Annotated in this window: 19 protein-coding genes; 10 read left to right on the top strand and 9 right to left on the bottom strand. The window is 63.4% G+C overall.

Going from position 1 to position 19,491, the window contains the following annotated elements; translation table 11 throughout:
- Positions 1-79 precede the first annotated feature (79 nt).
- Complete coding sequence (gene prpR, locus GTP77_RS25105) at positions 80-1,738, top strand: propionate catabolism operon regulatory protein PrpR (protein WP_161074888.1); 1,659 nt, start codon at positions 80-82, stop codon at positions 1,736-1,738.
- 156 nt (positions 1,739-1,894) lie between these two features.
- A complete protein-coding gene (locus GTP77_RS25100) occupies positions 1,895-2,359 on the top strand; it encodes a DUF6328 family protein (protein WP_223149398.1) in 465 nt (154 codons plus the stop codon).
- On the opposite strand, the gene GTP77_RS25095 is transcribed toward GTP77_RS25100, so the two are convergent.
- The gene (locus GTP77_RS25095; protein WP_229202359.1) at positions 2,360-5,719 is read right to left on the bottom strand and encodes a S41 family peptidase; all 3,360 of its coding nucleotides are present in this window, start codon (positions 5,717-5,719) and stop codon (positions 2,360-2,362) included.
- A 166-nt stretch (positions 5,720-5,885) separates the two neighbouring features.
- On the opposite strand from GTP77_RS25095, the gene GTP77_RS25090 reads away from it, so the two are divergent.
- The 4 genes from GTP77_RS25090 to GTP77_RS25075 are packed head-to-tail and all read left to right on the top strand — an operon-like array spanning position 5,886 to position 9,173.
- Complete coding sequence (locus GTP77_RS25090) at positions 5,886-6,740, top strand: alpha/beta fold hydrolase (RefSeq protein WP_161074887.1); 855 nt, start codon at positions 5,886-5,888, stop codon at positions 6,738-6,740.
- A 5-nt stretch (positions 6,741-6,745) separates the two neighbouring features.
- Complete coding sequence (locus GTP77_RS25085; protein WP_161074886.1) at positions 6,746-7,783, top strand: sensor histidine kinase; 1,038 nt, start codon at positions 6,746-6,748, stop codon at positions 7,781-7,783.
- A complete protein-coding gene (locus GTP77_RS25080) occupies positions 7,783-8,490 on the top strand; it encodes a LytR/AlgR family response regulator transcription factor (RefSeq protein WP_161074885.1) in 708 nt (235 codons plus the stop codon). The genes GTP77_RS25085 and GTP77_RS25080 overlap by 1 nt, the downstream gene beginning before the upstream one ends.
- Positions 8,487-9,173: an alpha/beta fold hydrolase gene (locus GTP77_RS25075; protein WP_161074884.1), complete on the top strand. Its 687-nt coding sequence runs from the start codon at positions 8,487-8,489 to the stop codon at positions 9,171-9,173. Before GTP77_RS25080 ends, GTP77_RS25075 begins: the two co-directional genes overlap by 4 nt.
- 46 nt (positions 9,174-9,219) lie before the next feature.
- On the opposite strand, the gene clpA is transcribed toward GTP77_RS25075, so the two are convergent.
- A complete protein-coding gene (gene clpA, locus GTP77_RS25070) occupies positions 9,220-11,523 on the bottom strand; it encodes an ATP-dependent Clp protease ATP-binding subunit ClpA (protein WP_161074883.1) in 2,304 nt (767 codons plus the stop codon).
- Positions 11,520-11,822, bottom strand: a complete 303-nt coding sequence (gene clpS / locus GTP77_RS25065; protein WP_161074917.1) for an ATP-dependent Clp protease adapter ClpS — start codon at positions 11,820-11,822, stop codon at positions 11,520-11,522. Before clpS ends, clpA begins: the two co-directional genes overlap by 4 nt.
- A gap of 333 nt (positions 11,823-12,155) precedes the next feature.
- Here clpS and cspE point away from each other — a divergent pair, with 333 nt between their 5' ends.
- Positions 12,156-12,359 carry a transcription antiterminator/RNA stability regulator CspE gene (gene cspE, locus GTP77_RS25060; RefSeq protein ID WP_019921881.1) on the top strand — a complete coding sequence of 68 codons (204 nt, stop codon included), beginning with the start codon at positions 12,156-12,158 and terminating at the stop codon, positions 12,357-12,359.
- Positions 12,360-12,454: 95 nt separating this feature from the next.
- Positions 12,455-12,952 carry an STY0301 family protein gene (locus GTP77_RS31290; protein WP_371869397.1) on the top strand — a complete coding sequence of 166 codons (498 nt, stop codon included), beginning with the start codon at positions 12,455-12,457 and terminating at the stop codon, positions 12,950-12,952.
- Positions 12,953-12,997: 45 nt separating this feature from the next.
- Here GTP77_RS31290 and GTP77_RS25055 read toward each other — a convergent pair whose 3' ends face one another.
- The 3 genes from GTP77_RS25055 to icd all read right to left on the bottom strand — a co-directional run bounded on the left by GTP77_RS25055 (position 12,998) and on the right by icd (position 15,279).
- Complete coding sequence (locus GTP77_RS25055) at positions 12,998-13,624, bottom strand: PEP-CTERM sorting domain-containing protein (RefSeq protein WP_161074882.1); 627 nt, start codon at positions 13,622-13,624, stop codon at positions 12,998-13,000.
- 77 nt (positions 13,625-13,701) lie between these two features.
- Entirely contained in the window at positions 13,702-13,908 is a 207-nt protein-coding gene (locus GTP77_RS25050) for a type II toxin-antitoxin system MqsA family antitoxin (RefSeq protein WP_161074881.1), read from the bottom strand.
- Between the two features lie 117 nt (positions 13,909-14,025).
- The gene (gene icd, locus GTP77_RS25045) at positions 14,026-15,279 is read right to left on the bottom strand and encodes an NADP-dependent isocitrate dehydrogenase (protein ID WP_161074880.1); all 1,254 of its coding nucleotides are present in this window, start codon (positions 15,277-15,279) and stop codon (positions 14,026-14,028) included.
- Positions 15,280-15,380: 101 nt separating this feature from the next.
- Between icd and GTP77_RS25040 the strand changes: the two genes are divergently transcribed.
- On the top strand, positions 15,381-15,944 hold the full coding sequence (locus GTP77_RS25040; RefSeq protein ID WP_161074879.1) for a pseudouridine synthase: 564 nt from the start codon (positions 15,381-15,383) through the stop codon (positions 15,942-15,944).
- Between the two features lie 118 nt (positions 15,945-16,062).
- Here the strand turns inward: GTP77_RS25040 and GTP77_RS25035 are convergent, their stop codons facing one another.
- Positions 16,063-16,365 carry a hypothetical protein gene (locus GTP77_RS25035; protein ID WP_161074878.1) on the bottom strand — a complete coding sequence of 101 codons (303 nt, stop codon included), beginning with the start codon at positions 16,363-16,365 and terminating at the stop codon, positions 16,063-16,065.
- Positions 16,366-16,477: 112 nt separating this feature from the next.
- Entirely contained in the window at positions 16,478-16,744 is a 267-nt protein-coding gene (gene rpsT / locus GTP77_RS25030) for a 30S ribosomal protein S20 (protein ID WP_161074877.1), read from the bottom strand.
- Between the two features lie 285 nt (positions 16,745-17,029).
- Between rpsT and murJ the strand changes: the two genes are divergently transcribed.
- Entirely contained in the window at positions 17,030-18,580 is a 1,551-nt protein-coding gene (gene murJ / locus GTP77_RS25025; protein ID WP_161074876.1) for a murein biosynthesis integral membrane protein MurJ, read from the top strand.
- Positions 18,581-18,633: 53 nt separating this feature from the next.
- On the opposite strand, the gene GTP77_RS25020 is transcribed toward murJ, so the two are convergent.
- Positions 18,634-19,122: an FxDxF family PEP-CTERM protein gene (locus GTP77_RS25020; protein ID WP_161074875.1), complete on the bottom strand. Its 489-nt coding sequence runs from the start codon at positions 19,120-19,122 to the stop codon at positions 18,634-18,636.
- Between the last annotated feature and the right edge of the window lie 369 nt (positions 19,123-19,491).

Here is a 19,491-nt window from a genome sequence, read left to right as displayed (position 1 = left end):
CACTATGGTGCTGCTGTTCGCGCGTTTCATTTTGAAACACTGAAACATTAAGTTGCGAAACGTGGCCTATAATTGAAACATGCGCCCATCCGCCCCGCCCCCCTTCGACCCGGCCGACAAACCCGTCATCTGGACGGTGGCCGTATCGCGCCTGTCCGAACTGTTCCGCGACATCACGCTCGAATACGACAACCTGGCCACCATCGAGCCGATCAACCTGGGCTTCGACGAGGCGGCGCGCCACATCCGCGAGCGCATGGCCACCGAGCGCTGCGACGCGGTGATCGCGGCCGGCTCCAACGCTGCCTATCTGAAGGGCCGCCTGTCGGTGCCGGTGGTGATCGCCAAGGCGAGCGGCTTCGACGTGATGCAGGCGCTGGCGCGGGCGCGGCGCGTGTCCGAGCGCATCGCCGTCGTCACCTACCAGGAGAAGATGCCCGAGCTGTCCGAATTCGCCGCCACCTTCGGCTTCGGCGTGGAGCAGCGCACCTACGCCACCGAGGAGGACGCGCGGGCCCAGATCAACGAGCTGAAAGCCTCCGGCGTGCGCGCCATCGTCGGCGCCGGGCTGATTACCGACCTGGCCGAAGAAGCCGGGCTGACGGCGGTGTTCGTCTACTCCGCCGCGTCGATACGGCGCGCCTTCGACGACGCGCTGGAGATGGCGCGCCTGACCCAGCTCGAATCGAACCGCGCGCGCAGCCGCCTGGGCGTGGTGGCGGACACGCTGCGCGCGCGGCACGGCCTGAACGATTTGCGCGGCGATTCGGCCGCCATGGAGAAGATGCGGCAGGCCGTGGTGCTGTACGCGAAGTCGCCAGCCACGGTGCTGATCCAGGGCGAGACCGGCTGCGGCAAGGAGCTGGTGGCGCAGGCAATCCACCGCGAGGCGCCGCGCAGCCTGGGCGCCAGCCGGCCATTTGTGGCGGTCAACTGCGGCGCCATCGCCGAATCGCTGCTCGAGTCCGAGCTGTTCGGACACGAGGAAGGCGCGTTCACCGGCGCGCGGCGCGGCGGGCACGCCGGCCTGTTCGAAGCGGCCAACCGTGGCACGCTGTTCCTGGACGAGATAGGCGAAATGCCCCTGGCGCTGCAAACGCGCTTGCTGCGGGTGCTGGAGGAACGGGAAGTGGTGCGGGTGGGCGGCACGCGGCCGGTCGCCATCAATGTGCGCATCATCAGCGCCACGCACTGCGACCTGGAGCAGCGCGTGCGCGAGGGACGCTTCCGGGCCGACCTGTTCTACCGGCTGGCGGTGCTGCGCCTGGCGCTGCCGCCGCTGCGCGAGCGGCGCGAGGATATCGTGCCGCTGGCCGAGTGGTCGCTGAAGAATGCGCTGGCGGCGCTGGGCGCGCGGCCGCACCCCAACCTGCATGCCGAGATCAACGCCTGCGCCCCGCTACTGCTGGGCTACGGCTGGCCCGGCAATGTGCGCGAGCTGCGCAACCTGACCGAGCGGCTGGCGCTGTTCCTGGCAGCCGAGCCGCTGCAGGCGCTCACGCCGGGCTTTGTGCTTGGCGTGGCGCCGGAGCTGCAAAGCAGCGCCAGCATGGTTGCAGTGCAGGGAACGCTGCCTGCCGCATCGATGGCGGCCGCCGCGCAGGACGGCGCCAGCGGCCGGGAAAGCGCCAGCGCCGTGCTGGCGCGCTTCGGCGGCCGCCGCGACGCCGCTGCGGATTACCTGGGCATCAGCCGCACCACGCTGTGGCGCCGCTTGCGCGGCGAACAGGGTGGTTAGCACGCTTGTCCGGCGGGTTACGCTCCGCTAACCCGCCCTACGATGGACGCGAGATTCGTCGCTGCGTAGGGCGGGTTAGCGCAAAGCGCGTAACCCGCCAAACTGCGCGCCCCCTGCCCAGCGCCACCGCTACAATCGGCTGATCGGGGGAGCGCTATGGATCAGGTGGAAAAGGAGTCGCTGAAAGAGCAAATGGGCCGGGTGATCGAGGAGGCGCGCATGGTGCTGCCCGGCGTGCAGGCCCTGTTCGGCTTCCAGACCATCGCCGTCTTCAACGAGCCGTTCAAGCAGCTGCCCATGCTGGTGCAGGACTGCCACGTCGCCGCACTGGCGCTGGTGGTGGTGGCGATCGCCCTCGTCATGATGCCGGCCGCCTACCATCGCCAGGCCGAACCTTTCCATATTTCGCAGCGCGCCATCGCACTGTCGTCGCGCTGCATCTGCTATGCGCTGGCGCCCTTGGCGGCAGCCATCTCGCTCGACGTGTTCGTGGTGCTGCAAATGGTGACAGGCGACACCACCCTCGCCGCATGCGGCGGGGGCGGCGCCTTTGCGCTGCTGATTACCATGTGGTTCGGCTACCCGCAGCTGATGCGGAGCAAACTCGGCCGCACCGGCTGATTACTTGCTCTTGTCCGGGAAGGCCGGACGCACAGGCCGCACCGGCGGATTCTTCGCCAGTTCCGCCTTGATCACCTCGATCGCCTTCTCCAGCTGCGGGTCGCGGCCCGCGATCACTTCGGCCGGCGTCTGCTCCACTTCGATGTCCGGCGCCACGCCCTCGTTCTCCACGCCCCAGCCGCCGTCGCGCGTCCAGAACGCCAGGTTGGGCGCCGTGATCGTGCCGCCGTCCATCAGCACCGGGAAGCCGAGGATGCCCACCAGGCCGCCCCAGGTGCGCTTGCCGATCAGCGGCCCCATTTGGTTTTTGCGGAACATCCACGGCAGCAGGTCGCCGCCGGAACCGGCCGTCTCGTCGATCAGCATGGCGCGCGGGCCCTGGATGGAGGCGGACGGCGTCTTCATGTCCGCGCCGTAGCGCATGGTCCACCAAGCGATCTCTTTTTTCTGCAGGATCTCGATGTAGTAGTCCGCCACGCTGCCGCCGCCGTTGAAGCGCTCGTCGATGATGACGGCATCCTTGTCGGCCTGCGGGAAGAAGTAGCGCTTGAAGTAGGTGTGGCCCAGGCCCGCCGTGTTGGGCACGTAGACATAGGCCACGCGGCCGTTGGTGGCGGCGTTGACTTTGCGGATATTCCCCTCCACCCAGTCGCGGTTGCGCAGCGCGTCCTCGCTGGGCACGGGAACCACGGTGATGGTGCGCGACTTGCTGCCGTCCGCGTTGGGACCGACGGTAATGTCGATGGCCTTGTTGGCGGTGTTTTCAAACGCGCTGTACAGATTGGTGGGCGGCAGCAGCGGACGGCTTTCCACCGCCAGCAGGTACTCTCCCGCCTTCACGTTCAGGCCCGGTTCGGTAAGCGGCGCGCGCAGCGAGGGATTCCAGTTCAGGCCACCGTACACTTTCTTGAAGCGGTAATGGCCATTGGCGATCTCGTAGTCCGCGCCCAGCAGGCCGCCCGGCACGGCGCGGCTTTCGATAAAGTTGTCGCCCCCGCCGCCGCGATGGTGGCCCACCGCCAGTTCGCTGCACATCCACTGTATCAGCCGGTTCAGGTCAGCGCGGCTGGACAAGTCGGGCAGGAAAGCGGCGTATTTGGCGCGCATCTTGTTCCAGTCCACGCCGTGCATGCCGGGGTCGTAGAAGAAGTCGCGGTTGATGCGCCAGGCTTCGTTGAAGATTTGCGTCCACTCGGCGCGCGGCTCGGCTTTCACTTCGATACTGTCGACCTTGATGCGGCCTTCGCCCGGCGGCAGCAGCTTGCCGGTGGCCGAACCCATGGCCCAGTTGTCCTTGAACACGTAGAGCAGCTTCTTGCCGTCGGCGGAAATGTCGTAGCCGTCCGATTCCGCCACCAGGGTCTCGGTTTTCCTGTCCTTCAGGTCGAAACGCTGAATGGCCTTCTTGCCGTCCGCGTCGCGCACGAAGAAGATCTGCCCGGCGGCGCCCACATCCAGGTCGGAGATTTTCGCAGCGGGGACGGGCAGGTCGATGATGCGAGTGTCGATGCCGTCGAAGTCTATGCTGATGGGAGCGACCACGGCCAGCGCCACCTTCGGGTCGTCGCGGCCGGTCTTGGGGTCGATCTTGGGATCGGCCTTGGCTGCTTCGGCCGCCTCGGGTTCGGCCTTGGCGGTCTTGGCGGCGTCCTTCTTCTCCGGTTCTTTCGCAGCCGGTGCGCCCTTCTCCTCGTCGCTTTCCTTGATCAGCGGCGAAGGCAGGTCGCGCCGCAGCACCGCCATCCAGATGGTGCGCGTGACCTGGTTGTCCTCGTTCTGCTGCGAGAACCAGTTGTTGCTCGGGCCGGCGTTGGTGGAGGCGAAGAAGTACAGATACTTGCCGCTCTTGTCGAACACGGGATTGGCCACGTCCGACAGGCCATCCGTCACCGCATGCGATTTGTTCTGCTCCAGCGAGTAGATGTAGACGCTGCGCGTGTAGCTCATCGAATTGAGCGCGTAGGCGATCCAGCGCGAGTCCGGCGCCCACGCGGCGCGCAGCGTTTTGTTCACGCCATACAGCGGCTCGGAGGCCACCTTCTTCGTCGTGCCGGTGGCGATGTCCAGCACGTACAGGGTCCAGGCGTTGTCGGTGTAGGCGATCTTCTTGCAGTCGGGCGACCATACCAGGTTGTCGTAGTAGCCTGCGCCGGTGAGCTTGAGTTTCTTGGGCGCGCCTTTGCCGTCCTGGGCGCGGATGTGCAGTTCGTATTCGCCGGATTCGTCCGAAATATAGGCCACCGAGCGGCCGTCCGGCGACCAGGCCGGGTTGCGCTCGTGCGCGGACGAGGTCTGCGTGAGGTTGCGCACATCGCCCTTGTCGGCGGGGATGGTGACGATCTCGCCCCGGAACTCGTAGGCCACGCGCGCGCCGGACGGCGAAATGGACGCGTTGCGGATGTAGCGCGCGCCGCGCACCCAGCGCTCGCGAGTCAGGCCCAGGTCCGTGCTCACACCCACGGTGAGCTTGCGGGCTTGCGCATTGGCCTGGTTGCCGAGGCCCAGCGTGTGCAGATAGCCGGCCTGCTCGTACACCAGCGTGTTGCCCGACGCGGAGATATTCAGCACCGGGAAGTCGCGGTGGTTGGTGATCTGGCGCACGGCCTTGGTTTTCAGGTCGTAGGCGTGCAGGTTGAATTCGCCGCTGCGGTCCGAGCGGAAGTAGACGGTGTCGCCTATCCAGACCGGGTCCACGTCGTTGGCGTGCGTGGCAGGCTGCGGGATTTTCTCCACCGACTTGTCGCCGAAGCTGTACAGCCACAGGACGGAGTTGGTGCCGCCGCGATAGCGTTTCCATTGCAGGAAGGCTGGAGAGAATGGGTTATATGCCACGCGCTTGCCATCCGGCGAGTAGGCGGCGCGCGCCGCGTTCGGAATTTCCAGTTCGGTCTCCACGCCGCCGGTCACAGGCACGGTGAACAATTTGCGGAAGCGGTTGTTGAAGGCCGCGCGCGGCGACGTGAACAGCACCGATTTGCCGTCGGGCGCAAAGCCTTGCACGATGTCCTGGCCGGGATGGTAGGTCAAACGCTTGGGCACGCCGCCTTCCACCGGCAGCACATACACGTCCGCATTGCCGTCCAGCTGTGCGGTGTAAGCCACCAGTTTGCCGTCCGGCGAAAACACCGGGTTGGATTTCTCGCCCAGGTCCGAAGTCAGGCGGCGCGGCGCGCTGCCGTCCAGATTCGCCAGCCACAGGTCGCCCGCGTACATAAAGGCGATGTGGCGCGCAGAGACTGCGGGCTCGCTCAGCATGCGCGTGTCGCTGGTGTTCGGCAGCGCGGCGGCGGTTTGGGAGATCAGCATGGCGCAGGCGGCGGCCAGCGGGGCAAGGGGGGACTTCAGGCGTGGTAGTTTCAAATCTGGCTCGCTCGGTGAGGGGATCATGGCAATACCTGGTTGGCAAATATACACCAGCTTGCGGCGCCGTTCATCCTCAATTTTTGCCGTTCATCCAAAGGCGGTGGCCGGGCAGGCGGCGCACCGATAGCATGGTTTTCATCGCAACCACCCCAGGAGCCACACCATGTTCAAACGCCTGATCTGCAGCATCCTGCTCGCCGGCGCATTCAGCGCAGCCGCAGCCGCCCCTTCCGCCTTCAACGTCAAGGTAACGGGCGCCGGCGCGCCAGTCATCCTGATTCCTGGCCTGGCCTCCCCCGGCGAAGTCTGGGACGGCACTGTGCAGCGCTTCTGCGCCAGCCGCCAGTGCCATGTGCTGACGCTGGCCGGCTTCGCGGGCGCGCCCGCCATTGACGCGCCGCTGCTGCCGGCGGTGGAGCAGCAGCTGTCCGCCTACATCAGCGAAAACAAACTGGCGCGCCCGCTGCTGATCGGCCACAGCATGGGGGGCTTCCTGGCGCTGAAGATGGCGGCCGACCATCCGGCGCAGGTGGGCCGCGTGGTGGTGGTGGACGCCCTGCCCGCGCTGGGCGCCACCCAGCTGCCGAACGTGACTTCCGAGCAGCTGGAGGCCATGGCGGCGCAGATGCGCGACCGCCTGCTCGGCACCGACCCGGCCTCCTTCGCCGCGCAGCAGCGCCGCACCGCCGGCACATTGGTCAGCGGTGAAGCGGATGCCGAACGCGTGGCCGGCTGGAGCCTGCAGTCGGACCGCAAGACCATGGCCACCTCGATTTATCAGATGCTGTCGCAAGACTTGCGGCAGGAACTGGCGCGCATCCAGGCGCCCACGCTGGTGCTGGGCAGCTGGGCCGCGTACAAGAGCTTCCTGCCACGCAGCGCGGTGGAAGCCATGTTCAAAAGCCAGTACCAGCAACTGCCGGGCGTGCAGGTCGAACTGGCCGACACGGCGCGCCATTTCATCATGTACGACGATCCTGATTGGATGTATGCTCGCATCGACCAATTTCTGAAATAAGCGCAATGGACCATTCCACCCGCCCCTGGCTCGCCCGCCTGCATTGGTACTGGATACTGCAGCTAGGCGGCTGGTTCGGCATCCTGATGTTCATGCTGGCCATGTACCGCTCCGCGCTGCAGCTGGACGGCGTGGCGCTCACCACGGTGTGGACCGCCGCCAGCGGCCTTCTGCTGTCGCATGGATGGCGCAGTCTGTTCAAGCGCAAGGGCTGGCACACGCCGCGCTTGCGCTGGCAGATGTGGGCCGTGCCGGCACTGGCGCTGCCGCCGCTGCAGGCCGCCAGCGTGGTGCTGGGCCTGGTGCTGCTGCAGGACGCGCGGTTCGACAGCTTCGGCTTCCTGCCGATGGCGCTCATCTTCTGGACGCTGGTGTTCGCCAGCTGGACCGGCTTCTATCTGATGGTGAAAGCCATCGGCCGCGCGGCGCGCTTCGAAGCGGAGGCGCTGCGGCTGGAGATAAGCGCCAAGGACGCGGAGCTGCGCGCCTTGCAGGCGCAGGTCAATCCGCATTTCTTCTTCAATAGCCTGAACAGCGTGCGCGGCCTGATCTACGAGGACCACGACGCGGCGGCGCAGATGATAGACCAGCTGGCGAGCCTGATGCGCTATGCGCTGCAGTCCGGACAGAGCAGCACGGTGCCGCTGGCGGCGGAGCTGGAGGCGGTGCAAGCCTACCTGGCGATCGAGCAGATCCGCTTCGAGGAGCGGCTGCGCGCCAGCCTGCATATCGAGGCGGGTACGGAGACGGTGCAGGTGCCGCCGATGGCGCTGCAAACGCTGGTGGAAAACGCGGTGAAATATGGCGTGGAGAGCAGCGTCACAGGCAGCGACATCACCATCAGCGCGCGGCGCGATGCAGGCGGCGTGCGCATCGAGATTGCCAACACGGGCGCGCTGCGGCAGTTCAGCAGCTCCACGCAGGTGGGACTGAACAATGCGCGCAAGCGGCTCAAGCTGGCGGTGGGACCGGAGGCCAGCCTGGAGCTGGCGGAAACCGGCGGCTGGGTGCGCGCCACGCTGACCTTGCCGGAGGCTGCCTGATGCGGGTGCTGCTGGTGGACGACGAGCGCCTGGCGCGCGCCGAGCTGCGGCGCCTGCTGGCGGCGCACCCGGACATGGAAATCGTCGGCGAGGCGGCCAGCGCGGCGGATGCGCTGACGCAGATCGCCGCCCTGCAGCCGGACCTGCTGCTGCTCGACGTGCAAATGCCGGGCGGTAGCGGCTTTGATCTGCTGGCCTCGCTCGACAGCGTGCCGGACGTGATCTTCACCACGGCCTTTGACCACTACGCGCTGCAGGCTTTTGAAGTGAACGCGCTGGATTACCTGCAGAAGCCGATCCAGCCCGTGCGCATGGCTGCGGCACTGGCCCGCGCGGCGCAGCGGCGCCAGCCTGCCACTGGCGCCCTGCCCCGCCCAGCGCCGCAAAAACTCTTCATCAAGGACGGCGAACGCTGCTGGTTCATCGGCCTGCATGACATCCGCCTGTTCGAGTCCGAAGGGAATTACACACGGGTGTACTTCGGCAGCCAGCAGCCGCTGATGCTGCGCACGCTGAAGGAGCTGGAGGAAAAGCTCGACCCGCAGCGCTTCTTCCGCGCCAGCCGCCGCCACATCGTCAACCTGGACCTGGTGCGCAGCGTGGCGCCCAACGATGCAGGCGGCCTGGATCTGGCGCTGCAAGACGGCCCGGCGGTGGAAGTCTCGCGCCGCCGTGCCGCGCAATTCAGAACCCTTGCCGACTTATGACCCCTCTTGTTCTGATACCCGGCTATATGCTGGACGAAACCCTGTGGGATGAGGTGCTGCCGCTGTTGGACGCGGACTATCCCATTATCCACGGCAGTCTGCGCGAAGGCGGCACGGTGGAGGAAATGGCGCGCCATGTGCTGGACGCGTGTCCGCCTCGCTTTGCGCTGGCCGGATTCTCCATGGGCGGCTACATTGCGCGGGAAATGGCGCGGCTGGCGCCGCAGCGCGTGGCGTCGCTGATCTTGATCGCGACGTCCGCGCGCCGGGACTCGCAGGCAACGCGTGAGCAGCGCGCGAAGGCGGCACTGGCGACGCCGCCGGGGCCGTTCAGGGGGCTGAGCAAGGGCGCCATCGTCACTTCGCTGCATCCTGGCCTGGCGGGCAACGCCGGGCTGATTGCGCGCGTGCGCGCCATGGGCGAGCGGCTGGGGCGGGATGTGTTTTTGCGCCAGTCGCTGCTGGAGCGCGGCGATCTGGAACGGCTGGGGGAGATTGCATGCCCTACCTTGGTGGTCGCTGCGGCGCAGGACCAGTTGCGTTCGCCGGACCAGGCGGTGGAGCTGCGCGACGGCATCCCGGGTGCGGTGCTGGAGGTGGTTGAGGACTCGGGGCATTTGATACCGCTGGAACAGCCGGGGCCGCTGGCGGCGCTGATGCGGCGGGTTACGCGCTCGCGCTAACCCGCCCTACGAAATAAAAAACCCGCCTCGGAGGCGGGTTTGGTTTTTACTCGACTTCCACCGTTTCGGGCGGCTGGCTGGGCGCCGCGTCCGACTCGGGGAACTCCAGCTTGACCTGGTCTTTCTCGTCCAGATCCACCGTCACGCGGCCACCGGACACCAGGCGGCCGAACAGCAGCTCGTCGGCCAGCGCCTTGCGTATCATGTCCTGGATCAGGCGCGACATAGGGCGCGCGCCCATCAGCGGGTCGAAGCCTTTCTTGCCGAGGAACTTGCGCAGCGCCTCGGTGAACACGGCTTCCACTTTCTTCTCGTGCAGCTGCTCTTCCAGCTGCATCAGGAACTTGTCCACCACGCGCAGGATGATTTCCTCGTCCAGCGCGCGGAAGCTGATGGTGGCGTCGATACGGTTGCGGAACTCAGGCGTGAACATGCGCTTGATGTCGGCCATCTCGTCGCCCGCCTGCTTGGTGGTGGTGAAGCCGATCGACGTCTTCTGCAGGCTCTCGGCGCCCGCGTTCGTGGTCATGATGATGATCACGTTGCGGAAGTCGGCCTTGCGTCCGTTGTTGTCGGTCAGCGTGCCATGGTCCATCACCTGCAGCAGGATGTTGAAGATGTCCGGATGCGCTTTCTCGATCTCGTCCAGCAGCAGCACCGCGTGCGGCTTCTTGGTGATCGCTTCGGTCAGCAGGCCGCCCTGGTCGAAACCAACGTAGCCCGGCGGCGCGCCGATCAGGCGCGACACGGCGTGGCGCTCCATGTATTCGGACATGTCGAAGCGGATCAGCTCAATGCCCAGGATGAAGGCGAGCTGCTTGGCCACCTCGGTCTTGCCCACGCCGGTGGGACCGGAGAACAGGAAGGAGCCGATCGGCTTGTCGGTCTTGCCCAGGCCGGCGCGCGCCATCTTGATGGCGGACGACAGCGCGTCGATGGCAGGATCCTGGCCGAACACCACGTTGCGCAGGTCGCGGTCGATGGTTTGCAGCTTGCTGCGGTCGTCCTGGTTGACGGTCTGCGGCGGGATGCGCGCGATCTTGGAGATGATCTCCTCGATCTCGGTCTTGCCGATGGTTTTCTTCTGCTTGGACTTCGGCAGGATGCGCTGCGCTGCGCCGGCTTCGTCGATCACGTCGATGGCCTTGTCCGGCAGGTGGCGGTCGTTGATGAAGCGGGCCGCCAGTTCGGCTGCGGTGGACAGCGCGGACGCGGAGTACTTCACGCCGTGGTGTTCCTCGAAGCGCGACTTCAGGCCGCGCAGGATCTGCACGGTCTGTTCGACGGTAGGCTCGTTCACGTCCACTTTCTGGAAGCGGCGGCTCAGCGCGTGGTCCTTCTCGAACACGCCACGGAATTCCGTGTAGGTGGTCGCGCCCACGCATTTCAGCTGGCCGTTGGCCAAGGCTGGTTTCAGCAGGTTGGACGCGTCCAGCGTGCCGCCCGAGGCCGACCCCGCACCAATGATGGTGTGGATCTCGTCGATGAACAGGATGCCGTTCGGGTTATCCTTGAGCTGCTTGAGCACGGCCTTCAGGCGCTGCTCGAAGTCGCCGCGGTACTTGGTGCCGGCCAGCAGCGCGCCCATGTCCAGCGAGTAGACCACGGCGTTCTGCAGGATTTCCGGCACGTCGTTCTGCGTGATGCGGTAAGCCAGGCCTTCGGCGATGGCGGTCTTGCCCACGCCGGCTTCGCCCACCAGCAGCGGATTGTTCTTGCGGCGGCGGCACAGGATCTGGATCACGCGGTCCACTTCCTCTTCGCGGCCGATCAGCGGATCGATCTTGCCGTCGGCGGCGGCCTTGTTCAGGTTCTGCGTGAACTGGTCGAGCGGGCTTTCCTTCTGCTGGCCCTCGGCGCCCGGGGCACCCTCTTCCACGCCTTCGGAGGCCTTGGCGGCGTCCGACTGCTGGTCCTTGCGCACGCCGTGCGAAATGAAGTTGACCACGTCCAGGCGGGTCACGCCCTGCTGATGCAGGTAGTAGACCGCGTGCGAATCCTTCTCGCCGAAGATGGCCACCAGCACGTTGGCGCCGGTGACTTCCTTCTTGCCGTTGGAAGCGGACTGCACGTGCATGATGGCGCGCTGGATCACCCGCTGGAAGCCCAGCGTCGGCTGGGTATCCACTTCGCCCGTGCCAGGCACGGTCGGCGTGTTGTCGCCGATGAAGTTGGTCAGGGTTTTGCGCAAATCCTCGATGTTGACGGCGCACGCACGCAGCACTTCGGCCGCAGACGGGTTGTCCAGCAACGCCAGCAGCAGATGCTCTACCGTGATGAATTCATGCCGTGCCTGCCGTGCTTCGACAAACGCCATGTGCAAACTTACTTCCAGTTCCTGCGCAATCATACTTCCTCCATCACACACTGCAGGGGGTGGCCTGCCTTGCGTGCATGCGTTAATACAAACTCCACTTTGGTACTCGCGATATCCTTCGAGAAGACGCCGCACACGCCCTTGCCGTAGCGGTGCACGCTGAGCATGATCTGGGTGGCCGTCTCACGGTCCTTGTTGAAGTACTCCTGAATCACGGCCACGACAAATTCCATCGGGGTGTAGTCGTCATTCAGCAACGCCACCTGGTACAGGGGAGGCGGTTTTAGCGTCTGCCGTTCCAGCAGCTGTTCGGTGTCATGCTTGGTTGCCATACGCTTATATTCTAATGCTTTCGGTGTTGTTGCAACGTGCTTTATGGAGGTAAATCCACATGTATTCCATCTTACGCGTTTTCCCGACTTGGCGCAGATGGCGGCCACCGCCGAAAAATCAAGAGTTGCTTTTTTGTTGAGCAATGTTGCTGTTGCAAGAAAAATACCAACAGCGCGCCGAAAGCGCTTGACATTAAAAATTGTTCCGCCAACAATGCCATATCGACTTGTGCAGAAATGTACATGTTGATAAGAAGTGAGGCGTCGAGGAGGGGGCAGGAAGCTTCTTGCTTTTATGGCTCGTGTGATTCGTTTTTATTGAAAGTTTTTTTTATGGCAACTGGTACCGTTAAGTGGTTCAATGACTCCAAAGGCTTTGGCTTCATCACTCCTGATGATGGCGGCGAGGATTTGTTCGCACACTTCTCCGCGATCAACATGAACGGCTTCAAGACCCTGAAAGAAGGTCAAAAAGTTCAGTTCGAAGTCACCCAAGGCCCTAAAGGCAAGCAAGCTTCCAACATCCAGTCGACCTAAGCGTTAGCTGTCCGGAAGTGAGAAACCCCGCAATCGTGGGGTTTTTTTTCGTTCCTGCCCTGCGTACAACCCGGCGCGGCGTTGCTGACGTGCCTATGCCGATCAAAAGACGGTCGTCGGAAATGGGCAGTGCGTCGGCTCGGCCTCCCCGCAGCCGGCGTAGCGCAACGACCGGAACTCTATTCGGTGATCGAATGAACATCACCTGCCGATTGCTTATGACGGCAGCAATGGCTGCGGCGGCGGAACAAGGGTTTGCGCAACAGGTCTCTTGCCCGGCCAGTGCACCCGCGAAATGGGGAATTCCAGCAAGCCGCCTGGAGTCTGTTCGCGTTCTATGTTTCCCGGCGGGCCAGGCGGCAGACGCGACAAGCAGCCTTCCGATCATGGCGCCATCCGATGAGCGCAAATCGAACGCGAAGATCCACCAGACTTGGCCAGTCAATGCGGATGCGCCATCCTACAGGTATCAAGTGGATTGCTTGTACGCCCGTACTGAGCGTTACCTGAGGCTGGACGTCCCTCCTCCAGCGAAGCTATGCACGGCGACAGACGAGTTACGCACTGGAAAATTCAGCTTCCAGTGCAAATAACCTCAGTCACCCTCGCCGCCAAGCACAGGCTGGCTGGAGTCGGGTTCACTTTGCACGGCGGCGGCGGATCAGGCCGGCCAGGCCCAGGCCGGTCAGCAGCAAGGCTGCGCTGGCCGGTTCCGGCACGGTGGTCGCCAGCACGCTCACGTTGTCGATGAACAGCGTCGAATCGCTTGCGTTGGACAGGTTGATGCCATTGAAGCTCAGCGTGTGCGTGCCGCCCGTCAGGCCTGCAATATTAAAAGTGTACGAGGTCCATTCCGATCCCACCGGCTGCAGCGTCGGCGCCAGCGCCTTGCCGTCCAGCTTGACGTTCACGCTTTCGTAGTTGCCGCCGCGCTGCGACAACTGGAAGCTCACCTGGAAGCTGCTGGCGGACGAACTGAACGCTTGCGACAGGATGGGATCGGCCCAGTGCAAAGGGCTATAGTTCTGCAGGAAGGCCACCGTGCCCTGGCTCGCCATGCTGTCCCACGCGTGGTCGATGATGCCGCTGCCGTTGCTGAAGGTCCAGCCGGGGGCCGATACCACAGTCTGCGTAAAACCATTGGCGTACAGCGCGCTGCCATAGGCAACGCTGGAGTTGGAGAAGCTGCCGTTCTGTATCAGGTTGGCGTGGGCGCTGGTGGCGAAAGCACTGGCGAAGGCCAGGAACAACACGGAACGGAACATGGGAGCCTTGTATTTGGGAAATTGATTTTTCCCATTATACATTTAAATTACATAATTGAAACTAAATTGCCTGTTTATTAAGCGCCGCTATTCACTAGCCGGTTGAAAGCCAGCATGGCGTCGCCGATGCGCTTGCTTTCCTTGTCGGTGAACACGCACTCCCCGCAGGCGCCGCAAAAGTCCCCCGTGACGGCCGGGATCACGGTCGATTTGCCTTCGTAGGTGTAAGGCATATCCTTGGTCTGGTGCACCAGGGCGCCCTCGCCGCAAAATGGACACTGCATGTGGATTCCTTTGTTGTCTGAGAGCATCAGCATACACCAATGAAAAAGGCCCCGCACTGGCGAACAGTGCGGGGCCATGCAAACCAGCGTGGCAGCGATGCCGCACTGGCTTGCAAATTACATGTTATCGATCATCACATCGCCGAACCCTGAGCACGAGACTTGGGTTGCGCCTTCCATCAGGCGCGCGAAGTCGTAGGTGACTTTCTTCGAGGCGATGGATTTTTCGGTGGACGAGATGATCAGGTCGGCCGCTTCGGTCCAGCCCATGTGGCGCAGCATCATTTCGGCCGACAGGATCAGCGAACCCGGGTTCACGTAATCCTTGCCGGCGTACTTGGGCGCGGTGCCGTGGGTGGCTTCGAACATGGCCACCGAGTCCGACAGGTTGGCGCCCGGCGCGATGCCGATGCCGCCCACTTGCGCGGCCAGCGCGTCGGAGATGTAGTCGCCGTTCAGGTTCAGCGTGGCGATCACGCTGTATTCCGCCGGGCGCAGCAGGATCTGCTGCAGGAAGGCGTCGGCGATCGAGTCCTTGATGGTGATCTCGCGGCCGGTCTTCGGATTCTTGAACTTGCACCACGGGCCACCGTCGATCAGCTGGGCGCCGAATTCCTTCTGCGCCAGCGCGTAGGCCCAGTCGCGGAAGCCGCCTTCGGTGTACTTCATGATGTTGCCCTTGTGGACTATGGTCACGGAGGGCTTGTCATTGTCGATGGCGTACTGGATGGCCTTGCGCACCAGGCGCTCGGTGCCCTCGATCGATACCGGCTTGATGCCGATGCCCGAGGTTTCCGGGAAGCGGATCTTCTTCACGCCCATTTCCTTGACCAGGAAATCGATCAGCTTTTTCACGCCTTCCGAACCCTGCTGGTATTCAATACCGGCGTAGATGTCTTCCGAGTTCTCGCGGAAGATCACCATGTCGGTCTTCTCCGGCTCGCGCACCGGCGACGGCACGCCCTTGAAGTAGCGCACCGGGCGCAGGCAGACGTACAGGTCCAGCTCCTGGCGCAGCGCCACGTTGAGCGAGCGGATGCCGCCGCCCACCGGCGTGGTCAGCGGGCCCTTGATGGAGACCACATAGTCCTTCAGCACCTGCAGCGTTTCTTCCGGCAGCCACACGTCCGGGCCGTACACGGTGGTCGACTTCTCGCCCGCGTAGATCTCCATCCAGCTGATCTTGCGCTTGCCGCCGTAGGCCTTGGCCACGGCCGCGTCCACCACCTTGATCATGACCGGGCTGATGTCCACGCCGGTACCGTCGCCTTCAATGTAAGGAATGATGGGGCAGTCAGGCACGTTCAGGGAAAAATCGGCGTTGACGGTGATCTTCTGGCCGTCAGCGGGAACTTTGATATGTTGAAACATCGTGATCTCCGGGTGGTGTGGTCGAGTCTTCTATAAGACATAAGACGTGTGTTTCACATTATGCACCAGTATTTTGCCGGGCGCCACGGTACAATTCGTCTATGCCGCTCATCTTATTCAATAAGCCCTTCCAGGTATTGTGCCAGTTTTCGCCGCAGGACGGCCGCGAAACGCTGGCCGACCATGTCAAGATCCCCAATGTTTATCCGGCCGGCCGGCTGGACGCCGACAGCGAAGGCCTGCTGCTGCTCACCGACGACGGCAAGCTGCAGCACGAGATCGCCCACCCGGACCGCAAGGAGGCCAAGGTCTACCTGGTGCAGGTGGAAGGCGTGCCGGACGCGGACGCGCTGGCGCGCCTGCAGGCGCCGCTCGACCTGGGCGACTTCACCACCAAGCCCTGCCAGGCGGTGCGCATTGCCGAGCCGGGCTGGCTGTGGCCGCGCAATCCGCCCATCCGCAGCCGCGCCGACGCGCCCACGGCCTGGCTGGCCATCACCCTGCAGGAAGGCAAGAACCGCCAAGTGCGGCGCATGACGGCGGCCATCGGCCACCCCACGCTGCGCCTGGTGCGCAGCGCCATCGGCGGCATCTCGCTGGCCAGCCATCCGCTGATGCCGGGCGAGTGGATGGAAGTGTCGCCCAAGGATCTGCGGCCGCGCTGAGGCTGCCCATGCTGCACCTGCGGCACCGGCGTCACACCCTGAAAAGCCGCCCTTCTTAATGCAGCGCAACAAAAATAGTTGCGCGATTTGATGTGCCGTATGTCAACTGGCGATTTTTCTATGCGTTAAGGAAACAGATTCGTGAAGCAAATTCATTTGAATCCCGTGTTTTCCACCAACCGCTAAAGGAAATCGCCATGTCCAAACTTATCGCCGCTCTGGTTGCATCCCTGTTCGCCGCATCCGCTTTTGCCGCAGCTCCCGCAGCCCCCGCTTCGGCGTCGGCATCGGCCATGGCGTCCGCTCCTGCAGCTTCGGCACCTGCATCGGCCTCCGCTTCCGCGCCCAAAGCGAAAAAACACAAAAAAGCATCGGCTTCGGCTGCCGCTTCGGCCGCCTCCGCAGCATCGGCCGCATCCAAGTAATGCGCCGCGCCTGCGGGCGCGCAACGTACAAAAACCCGCTATGGCTTGCGCCATGCGGGTTTTTGCATCCTGCTCAACTACGCGGCGGCGCAAGCGCCGCCAGCGGAATTAGGCTGCCAGTGCTTTCAGGGCAGCGGCCAGACGGCTCTTATGGCGAGCTGCCTTGTTTTTGTGGATGATCTTCTTGTCGGCGATGCTGTCGATGGTCGACACGGATGCCTGGAAGATTGCGGTAGCAGCAGCTTTGTCGCCGCCCTGGATCGCTTTACGCACTGCCTTGATAGCGGTGCGCAGGGTCGAACGCTGCGACGAGTTGTGAGCGTTTTGCTTGACTGCTTGACGAGCGCGTTTGCGCGCTTGTGCGGTATTTGCCATGGTAGTTCCTAATCGTTGTCAAAGTTCGTTTGCAAACAATAGCGTTTGCCAAACAGGTGTTTGTTCAGTCTGTCTGCCTAACCATGTAAGCCAAGGGACGCTGGCAAAACATTAGTGTCTGCGATACTGAAATCTGTACAGCCTTAAATTATAGCGGGCTTTTGGCGGTAGAGCAATTCCCAAAACGCCGCGCGCGCCGCAAATTGCTCTTTTTGCAGCGAATTCACGGCGATTTCACGGTCCCTTCATGCTGTGCGGCGGATGCGCCCGCTATAATCGCCGCCCATGAACCTGCTCAAAACCCTCGCTGCCATCTCCAGCATGACGATGCTGTCCCGCGTGACCGGCCTGCTGCGCGAAAGCCTGTTCGCGCGCGCCTTTGGCGCCGGCGCCTACACGGACGCCTTCGTCGTCGCCTTCCGCATTCCCAACCTGCTGCGCCGGCTGTTTGCCGAAGGCGCGTTCTCGCAGGCCTTCGTGCCGATACTGGCCGAGTACAAGAACCAGCACGGCCAGGAAGCCAGCAAGGAGCTGGCCGACCATGTGGCCACCACCTTGGTGTGGGCCACGGTGCTGGTCAGCGCGATCGGTATTATAGGCGCCCCGCTGTTCGTCTACCTGATCGCCACCGGCCTGCGCGCCACGCCGGAAGCCTTCGACGCCTCGGTCTGGATGACGCGGCTGATGTTCCCCTATATCGCCTTCATGTCCTTCGTGGCGCTGGCCGGCGGCATATTGAACACCTGGCGCCAGTTCAAAATCCCCGCCGTCACGCCGGTGCTGCTGAACCTGAGCTTTATCGCCGCCTCGCTGTTCCTGGCGCCCTATTTAAAGCAGCCCATCTACGCCATGGCCATCGCCGTGTTCGTGGGCGGCATTTTGCAGGTGGCGATCCAGGTCCCGGCGCTGATACGCATCGGCATGCTGCCGCGCCTGTATCTGAACCCCTTGGTGGGCCTGCGCGACGGCGGCGTGCGCCGCGTGCTGAAGAAGATGGGGCCGGCCGTGTTCGCCGTGTCGGCTGCGCAGATCAGCCTGATGATCAACACCAGCATCGCCTCGCGCCTGGCCGAGGGCAGCATCTCCTGGCTGTCCTATGCCGACCGCCTGATGGAATTCCCCACCGCCATGCTGGGCGTGGCGCTGGGCACCATATTGCTGCCGAGCCTGGCCAAGGCCAATGCGGACGCCGACCACGAGGAGTATTCAGACCTGCTGGACTGGGGCCTGCGCCTGACCTTCCTGCTGGCGCTGCCGGCGGCGGTGGGCATGGCCGCGCTGGCGGTGCCGCTGATCAGCACCCTGTTCCACTACGGTAAATTCACCGCCGAAGCGGCCACCATGTCGGCCCAGCCGCTGGTGGCCTATAGCGCCGGCCTGATCGGCATCATCCTCGTGAAAACGCTGGCGCCGGCGTTTTACGCCAAGCAAGATATCCGCACGCCGGTGAAAATCGCGGTCGGCGTGCTGATCGCCACGCAGCTGATGAACCTGTTGTTTGTTCCCTACATCGCCGTGGCGGGACTGGCGCTTTCAATCGGACTCGGGGCCTGCATCAACGCGGCATTCCTGTACCGGGGCCTGCGCCAGCGCGGCGTCTATCAGCCGAAAGCTGGCTGGGGGAAATTCTATTTGAAACTCTTGGTAGCGGTGGGGCTGATGGGCGCGGCCGCATGGTTCGGTGCAGCAAAAGTCGACTGGCTGGCAATGGGCCACCATCCATTCTTGCGTGCTGGAACATTATTTCTGATAATAACTATTTGCGCGGCAATTTATTTCCTCGCATTATATGCAATGGGCTTCCGCTTCCGCGACTTCAAGCGCCGCGCAAAGTAATTCCAAAAAACAAAACCCGCTCGCGAGCGGGTTTTTTAATGCTGGTTCCCGCCTCAGGCGTCAGAGTCTTGTTTACGGCGAGCCAGGAAAGCCAGGATACCCAGGCCGCCGATCAGCATGCCGTAGGTGGCTGGTTCCGGTACCGCCGTCACGCTCACTTCGCCGCTGTATTTCGCGCCCGCAGCACCCGTGCCGAACAAGCTCAGCACGAATGGAGCGGCGCCGCTGTGTTCAACGCCGAAGAAGCGCAGCTTGCCATCGCTGAAGACGCTGCCGGTGGTGCCGTTCAGGTTCGACAGGGTGCCGTCGAAGGTCAGGTTTTGGCCGCTGATCGTCACGACGATCTCGTACAGGCCTGGTGCCAGGCCGCCAAAAGTGATTACGTCGGAGCCGCCGGACAGTACATCATCGACCGGGGATTTGACGGATTGGAAGAAGTTGTTTGCCAGCGGGTTATCATCCAGAATGACCAGTTGATCCGCCGCCGAGGCGCCCAGGGAAGCTGCGGCTAATAAGCTCGCAACAATAAGTTTCAATTTCATAGGTTATCCTTAAAAAGTTGATTTTATTGGTTGATGAGCTAACCAAAGAGTTCGGGACTGCGAAAACCAATATAGCATAAACACGGCAAAACCATTGTTCTTTTGATTATATTTAATTTCCGTCAATAAAGAAATTTATGCAAGTATATTTACTATGTTGCACAGCAATATTTCAGTAAATAAAAAGCCCGGTCTGCGTGGGCATCCGGGCTGGTGTTTTATCGCTGCTGTTCGGGCGGCGGATCGGGATCCGGCTTGGTGTCGTCTGGCCGCGGCGGCGGCTCGGCGGGCTCGGCCGGCTCGGCCGGCGGTTCCGGCGCCGGTTCAGCCGGCATGGACGGCGGGGCGCCCGGCTCCGCACCGGCAGGC

It is taken from the genome of Pseudoduganella aquatica, assembly GCF_009857595.1.
Lineage (GTDB): Bacteria > Pseudomonadota > Gammaproteobacteria > Burkholderiales > Burkholderiaceae_D > Rugamonas > Rugamonas aquatica_A.
Note: the sequence above shows the minus strand (reverse complement) of the source record. Positions and strands in the feature narration are given on the sequence as shown.

Excerpts from the sequence above, each read along its gene's own strand:
- clpA (WP_161074883.1), bottom strand. The coding sequence starts at position 11,523 with ATGATTGCGCAGGAACTGGAAGTAAGTTTGCACATGGCGTTTGTCGAA.
- GTP77_RS25040 (WP_161074879.1), top strand. The coding sequence starts at position 15,381 with ATGCCGCTCATCTTATTCAATAAGCCCTTCCAGGTATTGTGCCAGTTT.
- rpsT (WP_161074877.1), bottom strand. The coding sequence starts at position 16,744 with ATGGCAAATACCGCACAAGCGCGCAAACGCGCTCGTCAAGCAGTCAAG.
- murJ (WP_161074876.1), top strand. The coding sequence starts at position 17,030 with ATGAACCTGCTCAAAACCCTCGCTGCCATCTCCAGCATGACGATGCTG.
- cspE (WP_019921881.1), top strand. The coding sequence starts at position 12,156 with ATGGCAACTGGTACCGTTAAGTGGTTCAATGACTCCAAAGGCTTTGGC.
- GTP77_RS25050 (WP_161074881.1), bottom strand. The coding sequence starts at position 13,908 with ATGCAGTGTCCATTTTGCGGCGAGGGCGCCCTGGTGCACCAGACCAAG.
- GTP77_RS25075 (WP_161074884.1), top strand. The coding sequence starts at position 8,487 with ATGACCCCTCTTGTTCTGATACCCGGCTATATGCTGGACGAAACCCTG.
- GTP77_RS25080 (WP_161074885.1), top strand. The coding sequence starts at position 7,783 with ATGCGGGTGCTGCTGGTGGACGACGAGCGCCTGGCGCGCGCCGAGCTG.
- clpS (WP_161074917.1), bottom strand. The coding sequence starts at position 11,822 with ATGGCAACCAAGCATGACACCGAACAGCTGCTGGAACGGCAGACGCTA.
- GTP77_RS25085 (WP_161074886.1), top strand. The coding sequence starts at position 6,746 with ATGGACCATTCCACCCGCCCCTGGCTCGCCCGCCTGCATTGGTACTGG.
- GTP77_RS31290 (WP_371869397.1), top strand. The coding sequence starts at position 12,455 with ATGCCGATCAAAAGACGGTCGTCGGAAATGGGCAGTGCGTCGGCTCGG.
- icd (WP_161074880.1), bottom strand. The coding sequence starts at position 15,279 with ATGTTTCAACATATCAAAGTTCCCGCTGACGGCCAGAAGATCACCGTC.
- GTP77_RS25055 (WP_161074882.1), bottom strand. The coding sequence starts at position 13,624 with ATGTTCCGTTCCGTGTTGTTCCTGGCCTTCGCCAGTGCTTTCGCCACC.
- GTP77_RS25090 (WP_161074887.1), top strand. The coding sequence starts at position 5,886 with ATGTTCAAACGCCTGATCTGCAGCATCCTGCTCGCCGGCGCATTCAGC.
- prpR (WP_161074888.1), top strand. The coding sequence starts at position 80 with ATGCGCCCATCCGCCCCGCCCCCCTTCGACCCGGCCGACAAACCCGTC.
- GTP77_RS25020 (WP_161074875.1), bottom strand. The coding sequence starts at position 19,122 with ATGAAATTGAAACTTATTGTTGCGAGCTTATTAGCCGCAGCTTCCCTG.
- GTP77_RS25100 (WP_223149398.1), top strand. The coding sequence starts at position 1,895 with ATGGATCAGGTGGAAAAGGAGTCGCTGAAAGAGCAAATGGGCCGGGTG.